Origin of the sequence: Legionella rubrilucens (assembly GCF_001468125.1) — a bacterium.
In the GTDB taxonomy this organism is placed as follows: Bacteria; Pseudomonadota; Gammaproteobacteria; order Legionellales; family Legionellaceae; genus Legionella_C; species Legionella_C rubrilucens.
Window position 1 is genome coordinate 251,936 of record NZ_LNYT01000020.1, and the last position, 18,085, is coordinate 270,020.

Genomic DNA, 18,085 nt, shown 5'->3' on the forward strand with positions numbered 1-18,085 from the left:
AAACGAATGCTGAATAAAGGATTATTATGCGTACGTTAATCATGGTGTTGTGCCTGGCATCCAGCCTGGTTTTTGCTGAAAAAGAAATTGCCATTACTATCGATGATTTGCCGCTGGTGGCATCGCGAATGGATACCCCAGGCAACCAACAGCGCGCCACGGAGCGGTTTAATAAAATCGTTCAAGCGCTTGTCGATAATAAAGTACCCGCCACCGGGTTTGTGATTGCCGGCGCCATCGAAAAAGGACAATGGGCTTTTCTTGAGCAATTTCGTCAGGCCGGTTTTGAATTGGGTAATCACACCTATTCGCACCGCAGCTTAAATCAGATTGGCGCCGATCGTTACATTGCCGACATCGAAAAAGCCGATAAAATCCTGAACCCGCTCATGACGGAGCCGAAGTATTTCCGCTATCCCTACCTGGCCGAAGGGGCCAACCAAACGCGGGAAAAGGTGCATCAATACCTTGCCGAACACCATTACGTCATAGCGCCGGTGACCATTGACAGCGATGATTTCCGCTTCAACGAAATGGTTTATCGCGTGCCCTATCGTTCAAGGGAAGCCTACATTCAAAAGCTTAAACCCCGTTACTTAGCCTACATCTGGAATCGCACTCTGCGCGCAGAAAAGAAAGCTAAAAACAAGAATGCGAGGCAAATTCTGTTGTTGCATGCCAATGTACTGAACAGTTATGTGCTGGGCGATATCATTGCCATGTACCGGAAAAACGGCTATCAATTCATTACCTTGACGCAGGCTTTGGAAAATCCTGCGCCGGAACTTGATTTCTCATTTGAGAATGCGATTAGAAAAAACAAAGGAAGCCATTTCCCTTATTAAGCGATTATTCTTGTGCGTCGGCGCTGTAGCCGCACCCTTCGCGGGGACAAAGGATTTGCTTGCCTGAGCGCTTGGTTTCCTTGACAGTCAACAGGGGCCAGGCGCATTTGGGGCAGGGTGTTGCCACCGGCTCATTCCACAAGGCGTAGTCGCATTTGGGGTAATTGCCGCAGGAATAGAAAATTTTACCTTTGCGCGACTTCCGTTTCAAAAGGGTGGCCTCATGGCATTTGGGACATTCCACACCGGTATCGGCCGGTTTTTCCAGCGGTTCAATGAATTTACAATCCGGATAATTACTGCAGCCAATGAAGCGGCCATAGCGTCCGGTTTTAATGTGCAAAGCCCCCTGACATTCGGGGCAACTTCGACCTTCCACGACATCCGGTTCGGCTTTTTCCCCTTCAGCATGGCCTAAATCCTGGGTGTAATCGCATTCCGGATACCCGGTACAACCAATGAAACGCCCGCGTTTACCCAGGCGAATGGCTAGGGGTTTGCTGCATTTGGGGCATTGTTCATCCAGGGTCTCGGTGGTCACGTCCTTGCGTTGTACCTGTTCATCGGTCTGATGAATCTGGTGAATAAACGGTTTCCAGAATTCTTCCAGCACGGGTACCCATTCACGCTCACCGCGCGACACGGCATCCAGCGTGTCTTCCAGTTCGGCGGTGAATTTGTAATCCACGTAGCGGGTAAAATGGCCCGTGAGAAAACGGTTAACGATACGTCCCACGTCTGTGGGGACAAAGCGCTTTTTATCGACAATCACGTATTCGCGCTGCTGCAGGGTATGAATGATGGTGGCATAAGTCGATGGACGGCCAATGTCGTATTCTTCCAGGGCTTTAACCAGCGAAGCTTCCGAATAGCGGGGCGGCGGTTCGGTAAAATGCTGGTTGGCCAGGATATCCTGAAGCAGGACTTTTTCACCAAGTTTAAGGTTGGGCAACAAAATACCATTCTGCTCGTCTTCCGCCAGATCGTCCTGTCCTTCTTCATACACGGTAAGAAAACCGGGAAACGTGATGGTGGAGCCATTGGCGCGGAAAATGTTGCCCTGGCCGCAGGTGAAATCAATCGCGACCGTATCTAAAACAGCATCGGCCATCTGGCAGGCCACGGTTCGTTTCCAAATCAGGCTGTAAAGTTTAAATTGATCGGCGGTCAGCGATTCCTGCACCATTTCGGGCGTGCGTTTAATGGACGTGGGGCGAATGGCTTCATGCGCTTCCTGGGCATTTTTGGATTTGGTTTTGTAAAGGCGGGGGCCTCCGGGATAATTGTCATTGCCGTAACGGTTAATGATGAATTCCCGGATGTCGTCCAACGCTTCATTGGACAGATTGACCGAGTCGGTTCGCATATACGAAATAAGACCGACGGTTCCTGAACCAATATCAATCCCCTCATAAAGTTGTTGGGCGATCATCATGGTTTTACGAGCCGTAAAGCCCAGTTTTCGAGCCGCTTCCTGTTGCAGGGTCGAGGTAATGAAGGGGGCCGCGGGTTTGCGTTTGCGTTGTTTCTTTTCGATGTTATCAACAACCAGAACCCCTTGGGCCTGCTGCAATAACGCGTCGCGCAGACGGTGCGCCTCATCACCCTGGGTGATGCTGAACTGGTGCAGCTTTTCGCTCTGATAGTGCGTTAGTCGGGCTTCGAAAGCGGCTTTTTCATGTTGGCAGTGGGCAATGATGCGCCAGTACTCCTGGGCGATAAAGCGTTCGATTTCTTCTTCGCGCTCCACAATCAGGCGCAAAGCCGGACTTTGCACGCGGCCTGCAGAAAGGCCGCGTCTGATTTTTTTCCACAACAGCGGTGAAAGATTAAAACCCACCAGATAGTCCAGAGCACGGCGTGCCTGCTGCGCATTCACCAAATCCATGGAAATGGAGCGGGGATTATTAATCGCTTCCTGAATGGCCGATTTGGTAATCTCATTGAAAAAAATACGGTGAACTTCTTTGTTCTTTAACAGATTACGTTCCTTCATTAATTCGTAAACGTGCCAGGAAATGGCTTCGCCTTCGCGATCAGGGTCGGTTGCCAGAAGGAGTGAGTCTGAATTTTTAAGCGCTTTGGCGATGGATTCAATGTGCCGCGCGTTTTTTTCAATGGGGGTGTAGGTCATGGTGAAATGATTATCGGGATTAACGGATCCCTTGCGCGGCGGCAAATCCCTGACGTGGCCGTAGGAGGCCAGGACATCGTAGTCTTTGCCCAGGTATTTTTGAATAGTTTTAGCCTTCGCGGGAGACTCCACGATAACCAAATGTTTGTTCATAGAAAGTTGGCCTTAACTTTTTTTGTGTTATCAATGTAAGGGTAGTTCATCTTCTTTTTGATAGAGCACCAGATCAAGAAAAGCAAGTTGCGCGGAATCAAGATGCTCTGCCAAAGTATTGCGAATAGTCCATTTCGTCTCCTGCAACGTGACAAAGCGGGATTCGGAAAAAAGCAGTTGATTAATGATTTGCTCCATGGTTTCAGTCGCGATAACGCCCCAAAGCATCATGCGCACAATAAACTGGTGGCTGGCTTTGGTCAGTTTCATTTGTTCATCGACGGTAAACACCCGCGTGGCATCCATGTTGGCTGGTCTGACCACGAGCGTGCTTTTTTCAGGATTGGTCGAATCAAGACCATTTTCCCCGTCTGGCTGGGCTGTCTCTGCGTTTTGCTGAGATTTGCTTTCCTTTAACTGAGACAAACTTTTCTCAAAGAAATTCATCAACATCTCAAACAAGCTATCTTTCATATGCACACCTCATGTAACCGCCGGGTACTGATTTGACAATGCCCTCTAATTCCAATATGGCCAGGTCAGAGACAACCTCCTCAACGTTTAAACCGCTGCGGTTGACGATCTGATCGACCGTCGTCGTCTCAAAGCCAATGCACTTTACTAGGTTTTTATTGTTGGTTGCAAGGGATGACCTGGATTGATTTGCTTTTTTATCCGGAATGGTTAATTTTAACTCTTCCAGGATGTCCTCCGTTGAGGTAACCAATTTAGCACCCTGCTGCAGAAGAAAATGACACCCTCTGGATTGCGGGTTATGAATTGAGCCAGGAACAGCCATCACCTCCCGATTTTGCTCCAGTGCCAGGCGCGCAGTGATCAACGAACCGCTGCGAAGTGCCGCTTCTACAACCAAGGTGGCCAAGGATAAGCCACTTATTATACGATTTCTGCGTGGAAAATGTCCAGCACTGGATGGACTATTTAACGGAAATTCACTCAGCAACAAGCCGTTTTTACTTAATTTATCAGCCAGTTGATGATGTTGACGCGGATAGATGCGATCAATGCCTGTCCCCATAACGGCAATGGTTTTCCCTCCCGCAGCCACACAACCGGTATGCGCCCGCGCGTCGATGCCCAGTGCCAGCCCGCTGACAACGGTGATTTGCCGGCTCGCCAATTCAAAGGCAAAGTGTTCTGCAGTCTCACTGCCACTGACCGAAGGTTTGCGGGTGCCGACCATGGCAATGCAGGGCTGCTTGAGTGCGGCCAAATCCCCAATCGCATAGAGAACCACCGGCGGATCATGGATTTCCCGAAGCAGGTCAGGGTAGGCGTCATCCTCCCAGGTCAACAGATGGTGCTGTGGGGAAGACTGCTGCCAGGCGGTATCCGTGTCCAGGATTCTGTGCTCAAACCGCTCAATGGCCCGCGCCATTTTATCAGGCAAACCGGCATCAAGCAGGGCTGCATAGGGCGTGTTGAAGAGATCCGCCAATACCGGCCATTGCCGCAGTAATTTCATGACGGTGCGGGGGCCGATGGCAGGAATGCGGTTTAAAGCGAGGAGGTAAGGCTTGTTGATCATGGATTGGTAACTTTATCCAGCAAATGAACGGCTCGGGTTGAACGCACGACTAAGGCGAAACTGGTTTTGCTAAAGACTCGGAAAATCATCATTTCCCCCACCCGTTCGCGCGGCAGAAGGATTTCCTCCTGGCGATTAAGCGGATCGCGGATTAAGCGTTGCTCGGAATAAATCGCCAGTACATCGCCAGGCTCAAGACCGGCGTCATCCCCACGATCGATGACGGCCACCAGCCCCACAGCGCCCTGCGTGGAGCCGCTGGGCAAGCCGCCGGGTAAATCAATGATGGATCCCCGGATGGGATAGCTCGGCGTTTTAGGCAGAAAATTCAGTTTGAATTCCGGGAAATCATTGAGCATAACCCGGTCTCTTATTTTGACGCCCTCGGTAATTTCCGTCAAAAGGATAGTGGCCGGTTCACCGCCTCGCACCAATTCGCCATAACCGACTAAGGTCGCTTTATAGCCCAATGGCCGATGGGTCACTGGCTCAACGTAGGGGCACTCGGGACGATACACGGCATAGGAAATCGTAGCGCCTCTCGGCATTTTTCGTGAAGGATGCAGTTTTTTCACATAGACTTCATCCCCCTGACCGCCCAGCATGTGTTCACCGGTAAAGGCCACGATATAAGGCGCCTGGGCCAGCAGGTTCTTGTCCATGACCAGGGACGCGTTCAGGAAGGGTTTGATGTCCATCAGCGGGATGGGAGGGATGGCTGCGTCACTGGGCATGGGCCGCATGTGCGGCGACAGTTTAATCGTGCCGTTGGATAAGACCTTCAGGTACGGGTGACGGTGGTAAAAATTGAGTTCCAGAACGGCGCCGGGATAAAGTCGGTTCGGGTTTTTAATGGTGGGATTGGCATGCCAAAGGGCTTTCCATTCCCAGGGACGATTCAGGTACGTGGTGGCAATCGACCACAATGTGTCGCCGGGCTGAACAACATACCGTCTGGGGTAATCGGAGCGGAGGGAAGTCACGTGCGGCGCTGAAGAGAATGCTTGCAGGTCAAATGAGAGAAAAAAGCATAAAAGAATCAGCAAGTATCGCATTGATCAGTCCTTGGTCCAATTGTTGGCATCTTGCAGCTGCACAGGGTATTAGCGATAATACCACGCAATTCACCATTTAAAACAGATGTCTTATGGCTATTCGCAAGATTATTTACCTGCCTGATGCGGTGTTGCGTCAGGTCGCCAAACCGGTTGGGCAATTCGACGACGCATTGCAAACGCTTATCGATGACATGTTTGAAACCATGTACAGTGTCAATGGCGTAGGCCTTGCCGCTCCGCAAATCGGCGTGAGCCTCCGCTTGTCGGTTATTGATGTGATCGGCGACAAAAAACAGCAACTCGTCCTGATCAATCCCGAAATTATCGCTTCCGAAGGGCAAAAGGAATACCAGGAAGGCTGCCTGTCTGTGCCTGGGGTTTACGACACGGTGGTGCGCGCCGACAAGGTCACCATTCGGGCACTGGACAGAACCGGCAAGTCGTATGAAATGACCGCTGACGGTTTACTCGGCGAGTGTTTCCAACACGAAATTGACCATTTAAACGGCAAACTCTATGTGGATTTACTGTCGCCGCTCAAACGCACCATGGCCCGGCGCAAGCTTGAAAAATACAAGCGTCAGATGGCGCGCAAATAATGAGGCCGCTGTCGATTGTTTTTGCAGGCACACCTGAATTTGGTTTGCCCTGTCTGGAGGCACTGGCAGGGTCGGTGCACCGCCTCACCGCCGTTTACACCCAACCGGACAGACCGGCAGGACGCGGCCGCCAACTGCAGCCTTCCGCTGTCAAACGCTGGGCCGTCAATCACGGCCTGCCGGTGTATCAACCGGTCAATTTTAAAACCCCCGAGGCGGTGGATGAACTGGCAGCCTTAAAACCGGACTTAATGGTTGTGATTGCTTACGGCCTCATCCTGCCGGGAAACGTGTTAACCATCCCCCGTTTGGGCTGCATCAATGTGCATGCGTCGTTGTTACCCCGCTGGCGAGGCGCTTCGCCCATTCAACAGGCCATCCTGCATGGGGACAAGCAATCCGGCGTAACCATCATGCAGATGGACGTGGGACTGGATACAGGCGACAGTCTGGTTGAAACCGCCTGCGAATTGACGGAGAGTGAAACGGCAGCCAGCCTGCATGATAAACTGGCGCAACTGGCGCCCAAAGCGCTGCTTGACGCCATCGACGCATTGGCTGAGGGACGCGCCAAACCGGTTGTGCAAAACCATGCGCTTGCCACCTACGCATCAAAGATTGCCAAAGACGATGCCCGCATTGACTGGCATCAGTCGGCTGAGGTCATCGACAGGCAAATCCGTGCCTATAATCCCTGGCCTGTGGCTTATACCCAAATGGGTGAGGAAAGCCTGCGTATTTATCAGGCCCGCATTGAACTCGATACCCACAGTAAAGCCCCGGGCACGGTGTTAAGCATCGACAAGCGCGGCATGCGGGTGGCAACTGGCGAAGGGGTGCTTTGCATTGAAATCCTGCAGTTTCCCGGCGGCAAAGCCATGCGCGTTGCCGATTGGCTGAATGCTGGCCGTGCCGGGCAGTTGATTAATCAGGTCCTTCAATGAGTAAAAATGATCGCCTCCAGGCCTTAAACGCACTGATGGCTGTGTTTAAGGACAACACCCCCCTGTCCTACAGCCTGTCCGATGCCTCGCCACTGGCCAAAGAAATTGCTTATGGCGTCTGTCGACATTATTTTCGGTTACAGTGCTTAGGCGATAGCCTGCTCAAAAAACGCCCTAAACCGCTGGAAGTCTGGATGGTGGTGGTGATGGGGCTTTATCAGTTGTTGTATCTGAATAAACCCATTTATGCGACCGTCAAGGAAACCGTGGCGTTGCTTGCCATGGTGAAGCAAGCCTGGGCTAAAGGTTTAGTCAATGCGGTACTGAGGAATTTCTGTCGAGAAAAAGACGATTTACTGGCAAAAGTACAAACCAGGCCTGAGTACCTGTCGGGTCACCCGGACTGGTTGGTTAAGCGATTACAACAGGATTGGCCACAACACTGGGAGGCGATCATGAAGGCCAATGATCAGCATCCGCCGATGAGTCTGCGCGTCAATCAACTTCGCTCCTCCCGCGAAGACTACTTAAAGCGGCTACAGGATAACGGCATCGCAGCGCACGCCCACTCGCAGGCAGCGCAAGGCATCGCATTGGAGCAAGCCTGTGATGTTTGGGACTTGCCCGGCTTTGCAGAGGGGGATGTCTCTGTGCAGGACGAGTCGGCGCAACTGGCCGTGACCCTGCTTGATTTACAACCCGGACTGCGCGTGCTTGACGCCTGCTGTGCTCCCGGCGGCAAAACCTGCCATATTCTGGAAACTGAAACCCGGCTTAAAGCCTGCGTCGCGCTGGATGTGGATGCAAAGCGGCTGATGCGCGTGAACGAGAATCTGTCGCGCCTGCACCTGAAAGCCACTGTGCTTCAGGGCGACGGTTTGGATCCTTCGTCGTGGTGGGATGGCGAGTGCTTTGATCGCATTTTACTGGATGCGCCCTGTTCCGCCCTGGGCGTTATCCGCCGGCACCCGGACATCAAGCTTTTGCGAAGCGAAAAGGATGTCCGTGAGGCGGCAACTCTGCAAAAGGCATTGCTTCAAGCGCTCTGGCCCCTGCTGGCACCCAAAGGGGTGCTGGTTTATGCCACCTGCTCCATTCTCCCTGTTGAAAATGAACAGCAGATTGCCGCCTTTGCGGCGCATCATTCGGATTGTGAAGTCTTAACGCGGGAGCAGCCATGGGGAATTTTTACCGGTCATGGCTGGCAAATCATGCCCGGTGAGGGAAACAGGGATGGTTTTTTCTACAGTGTGTTACGCAAAGGATAAAAGAAATGCTGATTAACTGGCCGCTGATTGTCATCCTGACCGGTTTGTCCTTACCGGGCATTGTTATCGCCATTCCCCGCCTGATTCATCTGCTGTTGCCGCAAAACACGGAGGAGTTAAGGAAAAAAATCAGCCGCTTTGCGATGCTGCAAACCCTGATGATGGTCATCCTGATGAGTTTTGCCGGTACGGTTTTATCGCTTAAAACCGGGTTAAATGAACCCATCCTGCAAGGTTTGCTGCACAATCAACCGGTGATGGGGTTGCTGCAGGAGATGCTGTTGCCGGTATTTCTAAGTGTGCTGGTCGGGCTGTTGGTCTTCTTTTTCCTCTATTACGGCGTCATGGTCAGCATTCTTGATGACAAAACCCTAACGGTTTTATACACCATGCGTGCGGCCCTGCGGCTTGACGGGTGCATTTTGTATGGCGGTGTCGTGGAGGAAATCATTGGCCGTTTTGGACTTATGAATGTCATTGCCTATTTCGGCGCCCTGTTTACTGGCCGAATTTCCGGGGGCGTCATCGGCTTTGCCATGTTAAGCAGCGGCTTGTTGCTCAGTTTGGGTCATTTACCCGCCTACATCGCGGCGGGCTGCGCAGGCAGCCGTCGTTTTGCCTATGCCATGGTGCTGTTGAACCTCTGGCAGACCGCTTTATTTGGCTGGTTGTTCTGGCAATACGGTCTTCTGGCGGCCATCGCCGGCCATGTCCTTTTTCACATTGGCTGGTATCTTTATGATCCCGCCCCAAAACCGGTTTATCCTGACGGGTCAGCCTAAGTATTTTGATTGCCAAACGGACGGCACTTGTGAAACAATTTTTCGCACTTGTATTAAAGCCCGATTTGGTCAATGCAAACACCTGCCCAGTATCAGTTATTGCCTTTAGACGCCCTGCAGCCGGGACGCTATCAACCGCGAATCCATTTTGAGGAGACGGCGCTTCAGGAGTTGGCGCAGTCCATTACTGCCCAGGGCTTGATTGAACCGCTGGTGGTCAGAGCCATTGCGGCGGGACGCTATGAAATCATTGCCGGTGAACGCCGCTGGCGCGCGGCGAAACTGGCTGGATTAAGCGAAATTCCCTGCCTGATAGGTCAGTATACCGATCAACAGGCCGCGGCATTAACGCTGGTTGAAAACATTCAGCGTCAGGAGCTGAATCTGATTGAAGAAGCGACAGGCTATCGTCGTCTCTGCGATGAATTTCATTTCCAGCAGGATGAAATTGCCGTGTTGGTAGGCAAATCACGAAGCCACATTGCCAATATTCTGCGTTTATTGACGCTGACGAAATCCGTGCAGGATAAAATCGGTAGCGGCGCGTTATCCCTGGGGCATGCGCGCAACCTGGTGGGCATGACGCCTTTTGAGCAGATGCGCTGGGCAGATGACATCATTAACGGGCAATGGTCCGTGCGCCAACTGGAAGAAAAAGTGCGCCAGACTAAAGCCGTCCCGGCCCCATTAACCGATCGGCGCCGCGACCGGGATATTGAGCGTCTGCAGAGTCAGTTGGCGGAACAAGTCGGCGCGCCTGTTCAAATTGTAAACGATGACGGCAGCGGGGGATGGCTGCAGATAAAATTTTTTGATAATGATACCCTGGCAGGGCTTCTTGAGCGCATGGGCTTGCGTTATGATTAGCACTTTTGCACTGACGTGTCGGTGTCCTGGGCTAATCAGAGTTTCAGACAGATGTTATTTCAATCACCTACTTTAAGGAAGCGAAATTGATGAAAAGGACCTTATCAGGTTTGATTATGGGCGCGTTGTTTACAACCAGCCTGCATGCCAGTTTTCAAAGCGGCGCGGACAAAATTATCAATCAGGTCGATCCCGCCATGAACATCGGTGTCGAAGTGGTGGACTTAACCAGCGGCACGACGATTTATCGCCGCAATCCGGCTCGCTCGTTCATTCCGGCCAGCAACATGAAACTGTTTTCGGATGCTGCGGCCCTGATGGTTCTCGGACCGGATTACCGGTTTAAAAACCAACTCAGCGCAGGGATTGGCACTTTGCAGAATGGCGTACTGAACGGCACGCTGTACCTGCATTTACCCGGTGACCCGTCCTTCAGCCGCGAACGCCTGGCCAGCCTGTTGGCTTCCTTAAAAAACTGGCACATCGACCGGATTGTCGGCAATGTGGTCATTGACAGCAGCCATGCCAATGTTAACCCTTACCCGCCAGGCTGGATGGTGCAGGATCTGGTTTACAGTTATGGTGCGCCGCTGGCGCCCGTGGTGATTGATGCCAACCGCATGATCGTGACGGTTAATCCCGGCGATAAACCCGGGGCGCCGGCCATTGTGGAAGTGGAAGGCGACAAAGGCGGCATCGTCATTAATAATCAGGTCACCACCAAAGACAGAGCCTCCCGGTGCGGCGTGGATTTTTCCATGAACAAGCAAAATCAACTGACGATACGCGGCTGCGTTGGCGTGGGCCAATGGGCGGTGCAGCAGAAGATGGCCATCCAGAACCCGCTGATTTACGCTCAGGGGTTGATCCAGCAGCAACTGAATCAACTCAACATCGTGCATGAAGGCAATGTCACCCTCGGCAGGGCGCCCGCCGGTTCCCTGTTGCTGGCCACCGACACATCCAAGCCCATTGCCCAGCTCATGGCCGATACCTTAAAGCCCTCCGATAACCTCTATGCCGACAGCCTGTTCCTGCATGCCGCCGCTAAATTACAGGGCACGCCGGTTAATTGGGCCGATGCACAAAGCATCATTAAAAAATTCCTGCAGCAACAAACCGGTATCCCGTTGCAGAATGCTATCCTGACTGATGGATCCGGCTTGTCCCGACACGATTTGTTAACGCCGAATCAAACCGTGAGCCTGCTTAAATTTTTATACGAGCGTTTCCCGCTCTCCTATGAATACATCGCCGCCTTGCCAATCTCGGGCCGTGATGGCACCTTGCAGCGTCGCTTTAAGCGGCCTGATCAACAGGATCTGGTGCGCGCCAAAACAGGCACCATGACGGGCGTCATCAGTTTGTCCGGCTACCTTTATACCGCCAATGCACACACCTTAGCCTTTGCGATTTACATTAACCGCCTGCCTGGAACCAAACCTTCGGTGTCTGGACGTTACCGCTACGTCGTGGATGCCCTGTGTACGTATTTCCTGCAGCAAAAGCCAAGCAATAATTCCTGGGCGAAGGTCTTTTCAAAACACCCGCGAATCAAGTATCAGCAAAATCCAACCCAGACTGAACTGCAGCGCAGCCGTCAGGCGAAATGGCGTCGTCTGGAAACCGTGGTTAAGCAGGCTCTGCGAGGGCAGGCGGTGACTATCCTGTACCGCGGCAATGAACTGGTTCTGAAGGATAATCAGCCCGATGCCAATCGGGTTATGAATGCCCTGCAGAGCCTTCGGAAAAAATACCCCTTTGCCGTGGCCCTGGCCTCCAAAAACAAACCCGGTTTAACCGGTAAGCCGCTGGTGATGTGGATAGACGAAGCGCCGCTGGCCGCTCAACGGGTTTGGACTATCCGTGAAGCCACCAGTTAAAGACCCTAAAGCGCCTGGTCAACAGGCGCTTTACCAAGGTTTATCATGATTCGTCTGATCCTGTTGATTTTCGTGTTGCTGGCTTCGTTTTCCGGCCAGGCAGCCATTCGCTTTTTAACCATTTCCGATATTCATTACGGCGCCCGGAATACGGATGGCGACGGCCATGATACCAGCCCATCCCTTCTGAAGCTGGCAATGAAAAAATACGCACAATTGTCGCGACAGGCCGATTTTATTATCACGCTGGGGGACCTTCCCACCCATTTGTTGGGGCAGGTGCCGGCTAAGGCAGACTATGAACAGGACGTATTCCATGCCTTGTATGAGGCCGATAAGGCTAAACGGCCCCTGTTCTATGTTCCCGGGAACAATGACGCACTGAAAGGCAATTATCAGCCTTTTAATGCAGCAGGGAAAACGCCGCTCGATTTGGCGGCTGACTGGGATGGAGCCTGTGCTTATTGTGACGGCCTGCTGCTGAATGACAGCGGCATGAGCCGTGATGGCTATTATGCCAGTTATGTCACTCCCGGTGATAAGTCCATCATTCTCATTGCATTAAACTCAACCCTGTTCAGTCGCACCCCTTTTTTCCTCCCTTCCTACCCGCATCAACAGGAAGCGGCTAAAAGGCAATTGCGGTGGTTAAAAAAACAATTATCCACTTACAAAGCCAGGCAATTGCTGATTGCCATGCATGTCCCTCCAGGCAATAACCTCAAGGGCGAGCCGATGTGGCATGACATCTACCAACAGGAGTTTATCCGTCTGCTGGATGCGGCTCAGTCCCATTATGGGCAAATTACCCTGCTGACATCCCATACCCACATGGATGAAATCCGACAAATCAGGCTGTCCAAATCCATGGTGTATGCCTATTCCACGCCTTCCATCAGTCGTGATCACCACAATTATTCGGGAATGAAACTGTTTAAGCTCGATGAACAGGCCATCCTTGCCGATTTTACGACTTTCTATACCCGCTCCTTCACAACCTGGAAAAATGATCGTTATGCGGCGCTTCGAGGACCGGATGCGATTTTTCCCCAATGCGCTTCGTCAACGCTGGCTTCCTGCCTGAATTCCTTAAGTCCTGTGGCGGTGTGCCATCGTCTGGACGGCGGCCATTATTACGGTGTAAAAAGCGAGAACGTCGCCTCGAACGTCTGCCCGCGCTTTTATCAGGTCAATCCGTACAACGCAGGATAAGCTGTGGTTTCCTCATCGTTGCCTTGTCAAAACCCAATTTTTGCTATAATTCAAAGTGTTCCTATAAAAATTAGTCAACATTATGCTTTCAACAGCACGAATAAAATCAACTACGCTGTCGAATGAGGGATGGTTTAACAGGAAAAGCCTGTTAAATCTCATGAATGAAGTGCTTTTGCTCCTGGCTCTCATCGCCCGCCATGAAAGCAAGGCCAATCAGGCATTGGTTGAGCAATGGCTGCAAAAAGTCTTACGTACCGTTTCCCTGTGTTTTGACAGTGGATCCCCTGAGAATATGGGATGCCTGGCCAAATTCATCCGTAGTGGTAAAGAGGGGTGGGTTATTTTTGAGGAAGAGGATTGGGCCGTGTTACACGGGATTCTGGTGCCTTCCTGCACGGGGTCAATGGCCAATCTTAAGTCGCGATGCCTTCATGAACTACAGCATTTTATCGCAGCGGCCAGTCTGAATAAAAAAAACCCTAAACCAAATGACATCATGGCGGCGGGCATTCACCAGTTACTTTTTCAGGAGCAATTGACGGCTTACCTTAAGTCATTTCACGCCGCACCCGCCAAAGCAGAGGAGATGCCCAAGTTAACCAAGGCGGTTACTGTGTTGATCATTTATTTTTTAAAAGCCGTGGGTATGGCATTGACGCCGCTTGCTGTGTTAAGAAAAGACAATAAATACTATTCCCATTTAAAAAGCGGAAAACAAATCCAAACGGTTACCACCCGCCTTCGCGATGCCGCGGTGGACGTAGCCGATGCCTGCCGGCAAGCTGTTTTTCTGCGAAATAACCAGACTGACATTGAACGTCAGGCGTTGACGGTTGTTAACGCCGCATCCCAGTTAGCGATTGAATTCACCCTGAAATCCTCGGAACGCTCGTTGAAACTGGTAAAGGAACGTTTGGCAGCCAAGAAAAAAGCCCTGGGTGAGGCATCGGAAAAGGCCAGCGGCCTGCAAAAGGAAATAAAAAAGCTGCGCAGTGAAAATCAACAACTCAAACAGCAACTTAAAATTGAAGCCAACCTGCTGGAAGCATTAAGGCAGGAATTTGTTACACGGAATAAAGAAGCCCTTCATCTCAGGGAAGAAATTCAGCAGGTTAAAACCGAAACGTCAGGGGTTAAAAATGAACTGCTGCGTCTGCAAAGCCTCATGGAGCAGGAACAAAGCCGGCAGAAGGCGGCGCAGGTAAAAAATTTTGACAAGGATTTGACGCGTTACAGTAAATCGCCCTCCAAACGGCTTAAACCCTAGCTTTTTTGCGCAGTGACAGTTTGAAATGCGCAAACGGCTGTGTGATTTGCCCCAAGGCATCCGCATAGCCAATACCAATCGCTGATGCCTTGAATTGCAGAGGTTTCAATTGCCGGTATTCTTTAATTAAAGTATTTATTTCCTCGTGAAAAGCCGCAGCTTCCGTGGCATTCTTAAACGGTTTGGCCATCAGGGTGATGTGGGGGGCGTATTCAAAAAACACATTCGGGCTGCCGTAAAGGCTGAAAGCCTGGCGTTTAACGGGGTTATTCATCGCCCAATCGGGGATGGGCATCGTGTTGTCCCGCAGCGAATTCAATTGCAGCACGGCTTCATCACTCATCTGCTGCAGGTAATGGTTACCGCCACGCTCCTGATGCGGTAAATCAATGCCCAGCATGACGTAATTTCCCTCCGTGACATAGAGCGACGTGGTTTTTAGTTCCACTGCGTGCCAGAATTTGGCCAGAAAGGCTACTCGTTTGACCAGTTGCGGGATGTTTTTATCGGGGTAATCGGCAAGGTAAAGCGTGACATGCAGCGGGTAAGCGTGCAAAAAAGGCTCTATCTGGTATTTCTTAAAAACCCCCTTGCTTTTTAAAAAGTGATTAAACTGCTCGATGGATTGATAAACAGCGAGATTATCCAATTCGACATAGACATTCACACTACGGGCAAAAGCGTGCGGTATCAGAAACATCAGCGTCAGGCAAATCAGTCGTTTCAACAGGGAATGAGCGTTGTTTGTTTTCATCATAAAAACCCGGCTAATGGACGGTAAAATCAAAATAAGTCTGAGGATAAGGTTCATTTCTCAAGGTGAAGTGCCACCATTCCTTACTATAAGGTTTAAATCCCTGGGCCATCATCAATTGCCTGAGCAACAGGCGGTTTTGTCGCTGGATTGCGGTTAACCCGCGATAAAAAACATGGGCGCTTGGGTCTAAGCAATCGAAACGGGTGCCGGTATTAATGGAATCATCGTCAACGTGCTGATTGGTTTTACTGTAACAGGTGCCGTTAATGCGTAGTGGGTAGTGGCCGCGCTGGTTCAGTTTCACCAGGGTTAAATCGACCGTGCTGCCGCGGCTGTGGCCTGAGGCGAGTGAAATATAGCCCTTGGCAAAGAGTGTATTTTTTTCTTCGCGCGGGTAATACCACGTTTTGGTGGCGGTGTTACTGGATTGACTCCATTGGTAAAAGGCTTTCACCGCGCGGCGGGGGCGGTAACAATCGTAGACTTTTAATGTATACCCTTTTTTTAAAGCGGCTTTTTCGACTAAGGCGAGTTGCCTTGCGGCTTCCCGGGTCAGAATACACCGCCCCGTTCGATAACCCGGAACGCGCTGTCCGGTAAAATTGTTGGCACTGGCATAGCGCAGGTCTTCAATGATTTCGGGCGCTACCGGGTGCAGATAGACAAAGCCTGTCGGCAAAGCACACGCTGCTGCAGTCCATAATAAGGTTAGCAGGGTAACAAACAAAGGGCGCATGGCGTCCTGCCAGTGATTAGGGGAAGACTAACTATAATCAATCTTTTCAAACGTTGGCAAGCGATGAAAGGGCGTCTGTCAGAGAATAAATTGAGCCAGAACGCCTCATTCCCCTTGCAACTTTTTTCCAAATTGTCTATTTTATGACATTTTTTTTGATTGGCGGTAGTGATTATGAAAAAGACATCAACTGAAAAGGCTGGCATGGGGTTTATCGATCTTATTCTTAAAAAACATCAGAAAAAAGAGAAAGAATTCCCGCAGGATAGGCTTCAGGAATCCCCGGAAGAACTGATCCCATCCATTGAGGACTTTCAAACAAAAAATGACGCCACGGAAACTGGAAAAACGCTGGGTGAGCGGGATGAAATCCTTGAGGAAAATGAGAGCATACTATTTCATACCGACAGTGAAATTACAACGGCTGCCGCATTACCCACCCCCACATTTTCACCAGAACCGAGGATTAAGAAAGTCGGAGATACCGAACACGTAAATGCGTTGACCAAAAGTGAGATGGCGGACAACAAGATGACTGCAGCTGCGGTATTGCACAGTAAGTTCACTCTGTCAGAGCCGGCCATTAAAAAAGTCGAAAGAACCGAAACTACTATCCCTCGAGCCACAAGCGAGATAGCGGTAAAGGGTGAAAGGACGTTGGCCTACACGGCCTCATTTACCCAAAAAAAATTAAGGGAACTGAAAAGCCTGGAGCAGTTGTATCTACCAAAAGACCTTCCCCGCAAAAGCAGTGAACCGCCCGCGTCGTTTTCCCAACTCACCCGGGCTGACACGGTGGACAGCACCGTAACGCCTTATTTTATTGATTCGCTGACTCGAAAAAATTCGCAAATGGAGCTGGTTACGGTCGATCCCTCGGCGCCAAGTTACCTGCTATCGCGTCAGGCTTCTGTTGATGAAGCAGGCTTTAAGGCGTCCATGAGCTATGATTGTGTACCGCCTTCGCGTAAGCCGCCTGAAGAGCCTGGCATGGAGGCAGTGCAACAGCCTCAGCTCATACCGGACGTTCCCATCAGCCAGTTAATCATAAAAAAAGTGACCGCTCCCGATAATGATTTTAAAAATAATTTCTCACTGAATGGCTATACCTGCTGGCATGATAACACGAGTCTTGTTCGTGAAAATGTCAAGCTGTATAAGCAGAAATCCAGGCTTGAATCCATTCAGGAACTCCGAAAACTGCTTGAGCATCTGCTGGATAACAACGCTTATAAAAATCTTAAAGCGATTCAAAAGAGCAGAATTAACCTTGATGAAAGCAGACATCGTTCGTTGAACTGGTTGCTTCTTTTAACGGAGATTAGTGCGATAATCCAAGTTTTTGATTCTACAACCGGGGAAAAGTTTGCTAAGCCTTTGCCCATAATAACCATGCATCAGTGGCTACCAACCCAGGGAATGGCTCATGTCTTACGCTTGATCAACTTTAATATTCAAGAGATTGAGATTTACAAGATGATTATCTCTTTTTTTGAACTATTTGCCGATGAAAAGACCAAAAAGGACGCCAGGTTACTTTTTTTAGAGCAGGTTATTGGCGATTTAAAACAAATTGAAAAGGAACTTTCTGAGGTTGACCTGGATATGGGGCAATTTGCACACATTAAATATTTAACGATTGATGCTTTTAAAGAAGACTCATCTCATGGTGAGGGCCATCTGTCTCATGCTTATCCTTTTGAATTTGCTGATGTGCTCAACTGGTTGCGAGCTCTTGAGTTGCCTAAGCTTAAAAGTGTCATTATTGATGATTTTATTGATAATCAATTTAAATCCAATTTTGCCGTGCTGGTGGGTTTTTTGCAGAAAAACAGCAGCAGTTTAAAGACAGTCATTTTGGGCAAGTGCTTTTCCGAGGACGATCGGGAATTCCTTAAAAATAAATTGCCAACAGTGAAAATTGCGCTTCAGTCGGAGGCTGTCCCCAAAAAACAGCTTGGGTTTTTTAAGAAAGAAGCCAAACCGACGCTCAGTCCTGCGACCAGTGTACTGAAATTTGCCTGATGC

General features: G+C 50.5%; 16 protein-coding genes. 10 read left to right on the forward strand and 6 right to left on the reverse strand.

Translation table 11 applies throughout. The features are described 5' to 3' along the window. The first annotated feature begins 26 nt into the window (after positions 1-26). Positions 27-845: a polysaccharide deacetylase family protein gene (locus Lrub_RS08915; RefSeq protein WP_133134113.1), complete on the forward strand. Its 819-nt coding sequence runs from the start codon at positions 27-29 to the stop codon at positions 843-845. 4 nt (positions 846-849) lie between these two features. On the opposite strand, the gene topA is transcribed toward Lrub_RS08915, so the two are convergent. The 4 genes from topA to Lrub_RS08935 are packed head-to-tail and all read right to left on the reverse strand — an operon-like array spanning position 850 to position 5,736. Beyond that, positions 850-3,132, reverse strand: a complete 2,283-nt coding sequence (gene topA / locus Lrub_RS08920) for a type I DNA topoisomerase (RefSeq protein ID WP_058531827.1) — start codon at positions 3,130-3,132, stop codon at positions 850-852. 30 nt (positions 3,133-3,162) lie between these two features. Then, the gene (locus Lrub_RS08925; RefSeq protein ID WP_058531828.1) at positions 3,163-3,606 is read right to left on the reverse strand and encodes a DUF494 family protein; all 444 of its coding nucleotides are present in this window, start codon (positions 3,604-3,606) and stop codon (positions 3,163-3,165) included. Beyond that, positions 3,596-4,681, reverse strand: a complete 1,086-nt coding sequence (gene dprA / locus Lrub_RS08930; protein WP_058531829.1) for a DNA-processing protein DprA — start codon at positions 4,679-4,681, stop codon at positions 3,596-3,598. Before dprA ends, Lrub_RS08925 begins: the two co-directional genes overlap by 11 nt. Then, positions 4,678-5,736: a LysM peptidoglycan-binding domain-containing protein gene (locus Lrub_RS08935; RefSeq protein ID WP_058531830.1), complete on the reverse strand. Its 1,059-nt coding sequence runs from the start codon at positions 5,734-5,736 to the stop codon at positions 4,678-4,680. Before Lrub_RS08935 ends, dprA begins: the two co-directional genes overlap by 4 nt. 92 nt (positions 5,737-5,828) lie before the next feature. Between Lrub_RS08935 and def the strand changes: the two genes are divergently transcribed. The 8 genes from def to Lrub_RS08975 all read left to right on the forward strand — a co-directional run bounded on the left by def (position 5,829) and on the right by Lrub_RS08975 (position 14,564). Beyond that, on the forward strand, positions 5,829-6,338 hold the full coding sequence (gene def / locus Lrub_RS08940) for a peptide deformylase (protein ID WP_058531831.1): 510 nt from the start codon (positions 5,829-5,831) through the stop codon (positions 6,336-6,338). After that, the gene (gene fmt, locus Lrub_RS08945) at positions 6,338-7,282 is read left to right on the forward strand and encodes a methionyl-tRNA formyltransferase (protein ID WP_058531832.1); all 945 of its coding nucleotides are present in this window, start codon (positions 6,338-6,340) and stop codon (positions 7,280-7,282) included. Before def ends, fmt begins: the two co-directional genes overlap by 1 nt. Beyond that, the gene (gene rsmB / locus Lrub_RS08950; RefSeq protein ID WP_058531833.1) at positions 7,279-8,550 is read left to right on the forward strand and encodes a 16S rRNA (cytosine(967)-C(5))-methyltransferase RsmB; all 1,272 of its coding nucleotides are present in this window, start codon (positions 7,279-7,281) and stop codon (positions 8,548-8,550) included. The genes fmt and rsmB overlap by 4 nt, the downstream gene beginning before the upstream one ends. Positions 8,551-8,555: 5 nt before the next feature. Next, positions 8,556-9,332: a CPBP family intramembrane metalloprotease gene (locus Lrub_RS08955; protein ID WP_058531834.1), complete on the forward strand. Its 777-nt coding sequence runs from the start codon at positions 8,556-8,558 to the stop codon at positions 9,330-9,332. A gap of 72 nt (positions 9,333-9,404) precedes the next feature. Next, positions 9,405-10,199, forward strand: a complete 795-nt coding sequence (locus tag Lrub_RS08960) for a ParB/RepB/Spo0J family partition protein (RefSeq protein WP_058531835.1) — start codon at positions 9,405-9,407, stop codon at positions 10,197-10,199. A gap of 89 nt (positions 10,200-10,288) precedes the next feature. Beyond that, positions 10,289-12,082, forward strand: a complete 1,794-nt coding sequence (gene dacB, locus Lrub_RS08965) for a D-alanyl-D-alanine carboxypeptidase/D-alanyl-D-alanine endopeptidase (RefSeq protein WP_058531836.1) — start codon at positions 10,289-10,291, stop codon at positions 12,080-12,082. Between the two features lie 45 nt (positions 12,083-12,127). After that, positions 12,128-13,294, forward strand: coding sequence for a metallophosphoesterase family protein (locus Lrub_RS08970; protein ID WP_058531837.1), 1,167 nt, complete (start codon positions 12,128-12,130; stop codon positions 13,292-13,294). Between the two features lie 82 nt (positions 13,295-13,376). Next, a complete protein-coding gene (locus tag Lrub_RS08975) occupies positions 13,377-14,564 on the forward strand; it encodes a hypothetical protein (protein WP_133134112.1) in 1,188 nt (395 codons plus the stop codon). On the opposite strand, the gene Lrub_RS08980 is transcribed toward Lrub_RS08975, so the two are convergent. Together Lrub_RS08980 and Lrub_RS08985 are read right to left on the reverse strand one after the other, a co-directional pair. Continuing rightward, a complete protein-coding gene (locus tag Lrub_RS08980; protein WP_133134111.1) occupies positions 14,554-15,321 on the reverse strand; it encodes a 2'-5' RNA ligase family protein in 768 nt (255 codons plus the stop codon). The genes Lrub_RS08975 and Lrub_RS08980 overlap by 11 nt on opposite strands. A gap of 10 nt (positions 15,322-15,331) precedes the next feature. Continuing rightward, a complete protein-coding gene (locus Lrub_RS08985) occupies positions 15,332-16,057 on the reverse strand; it encodes a M15 family metallopeptidase (RefSeq protein WP_058531840.1) in 726 nt (241 codons plus the stop codon). Positions 16,058-16,231: 174 nt separating this feature from the next. On the opposite strand from Lrub_RS08985, the gene Lrub_RS08990 reads away from it, so the two are divergent. Continuing rightward, positions 16,232-18,082, forward strand: a complete 1,851-nt coding sequence (locus Lrub_RS08990; RefSeq protein WP_133134110.1) for a hypothetical protein — start codon at positions 16,232-16,234, stop codon at positions 18,080-18,082. The last annotated feature ends 3 nt before the right edge of the window (positions 18,083-18,085 follow it).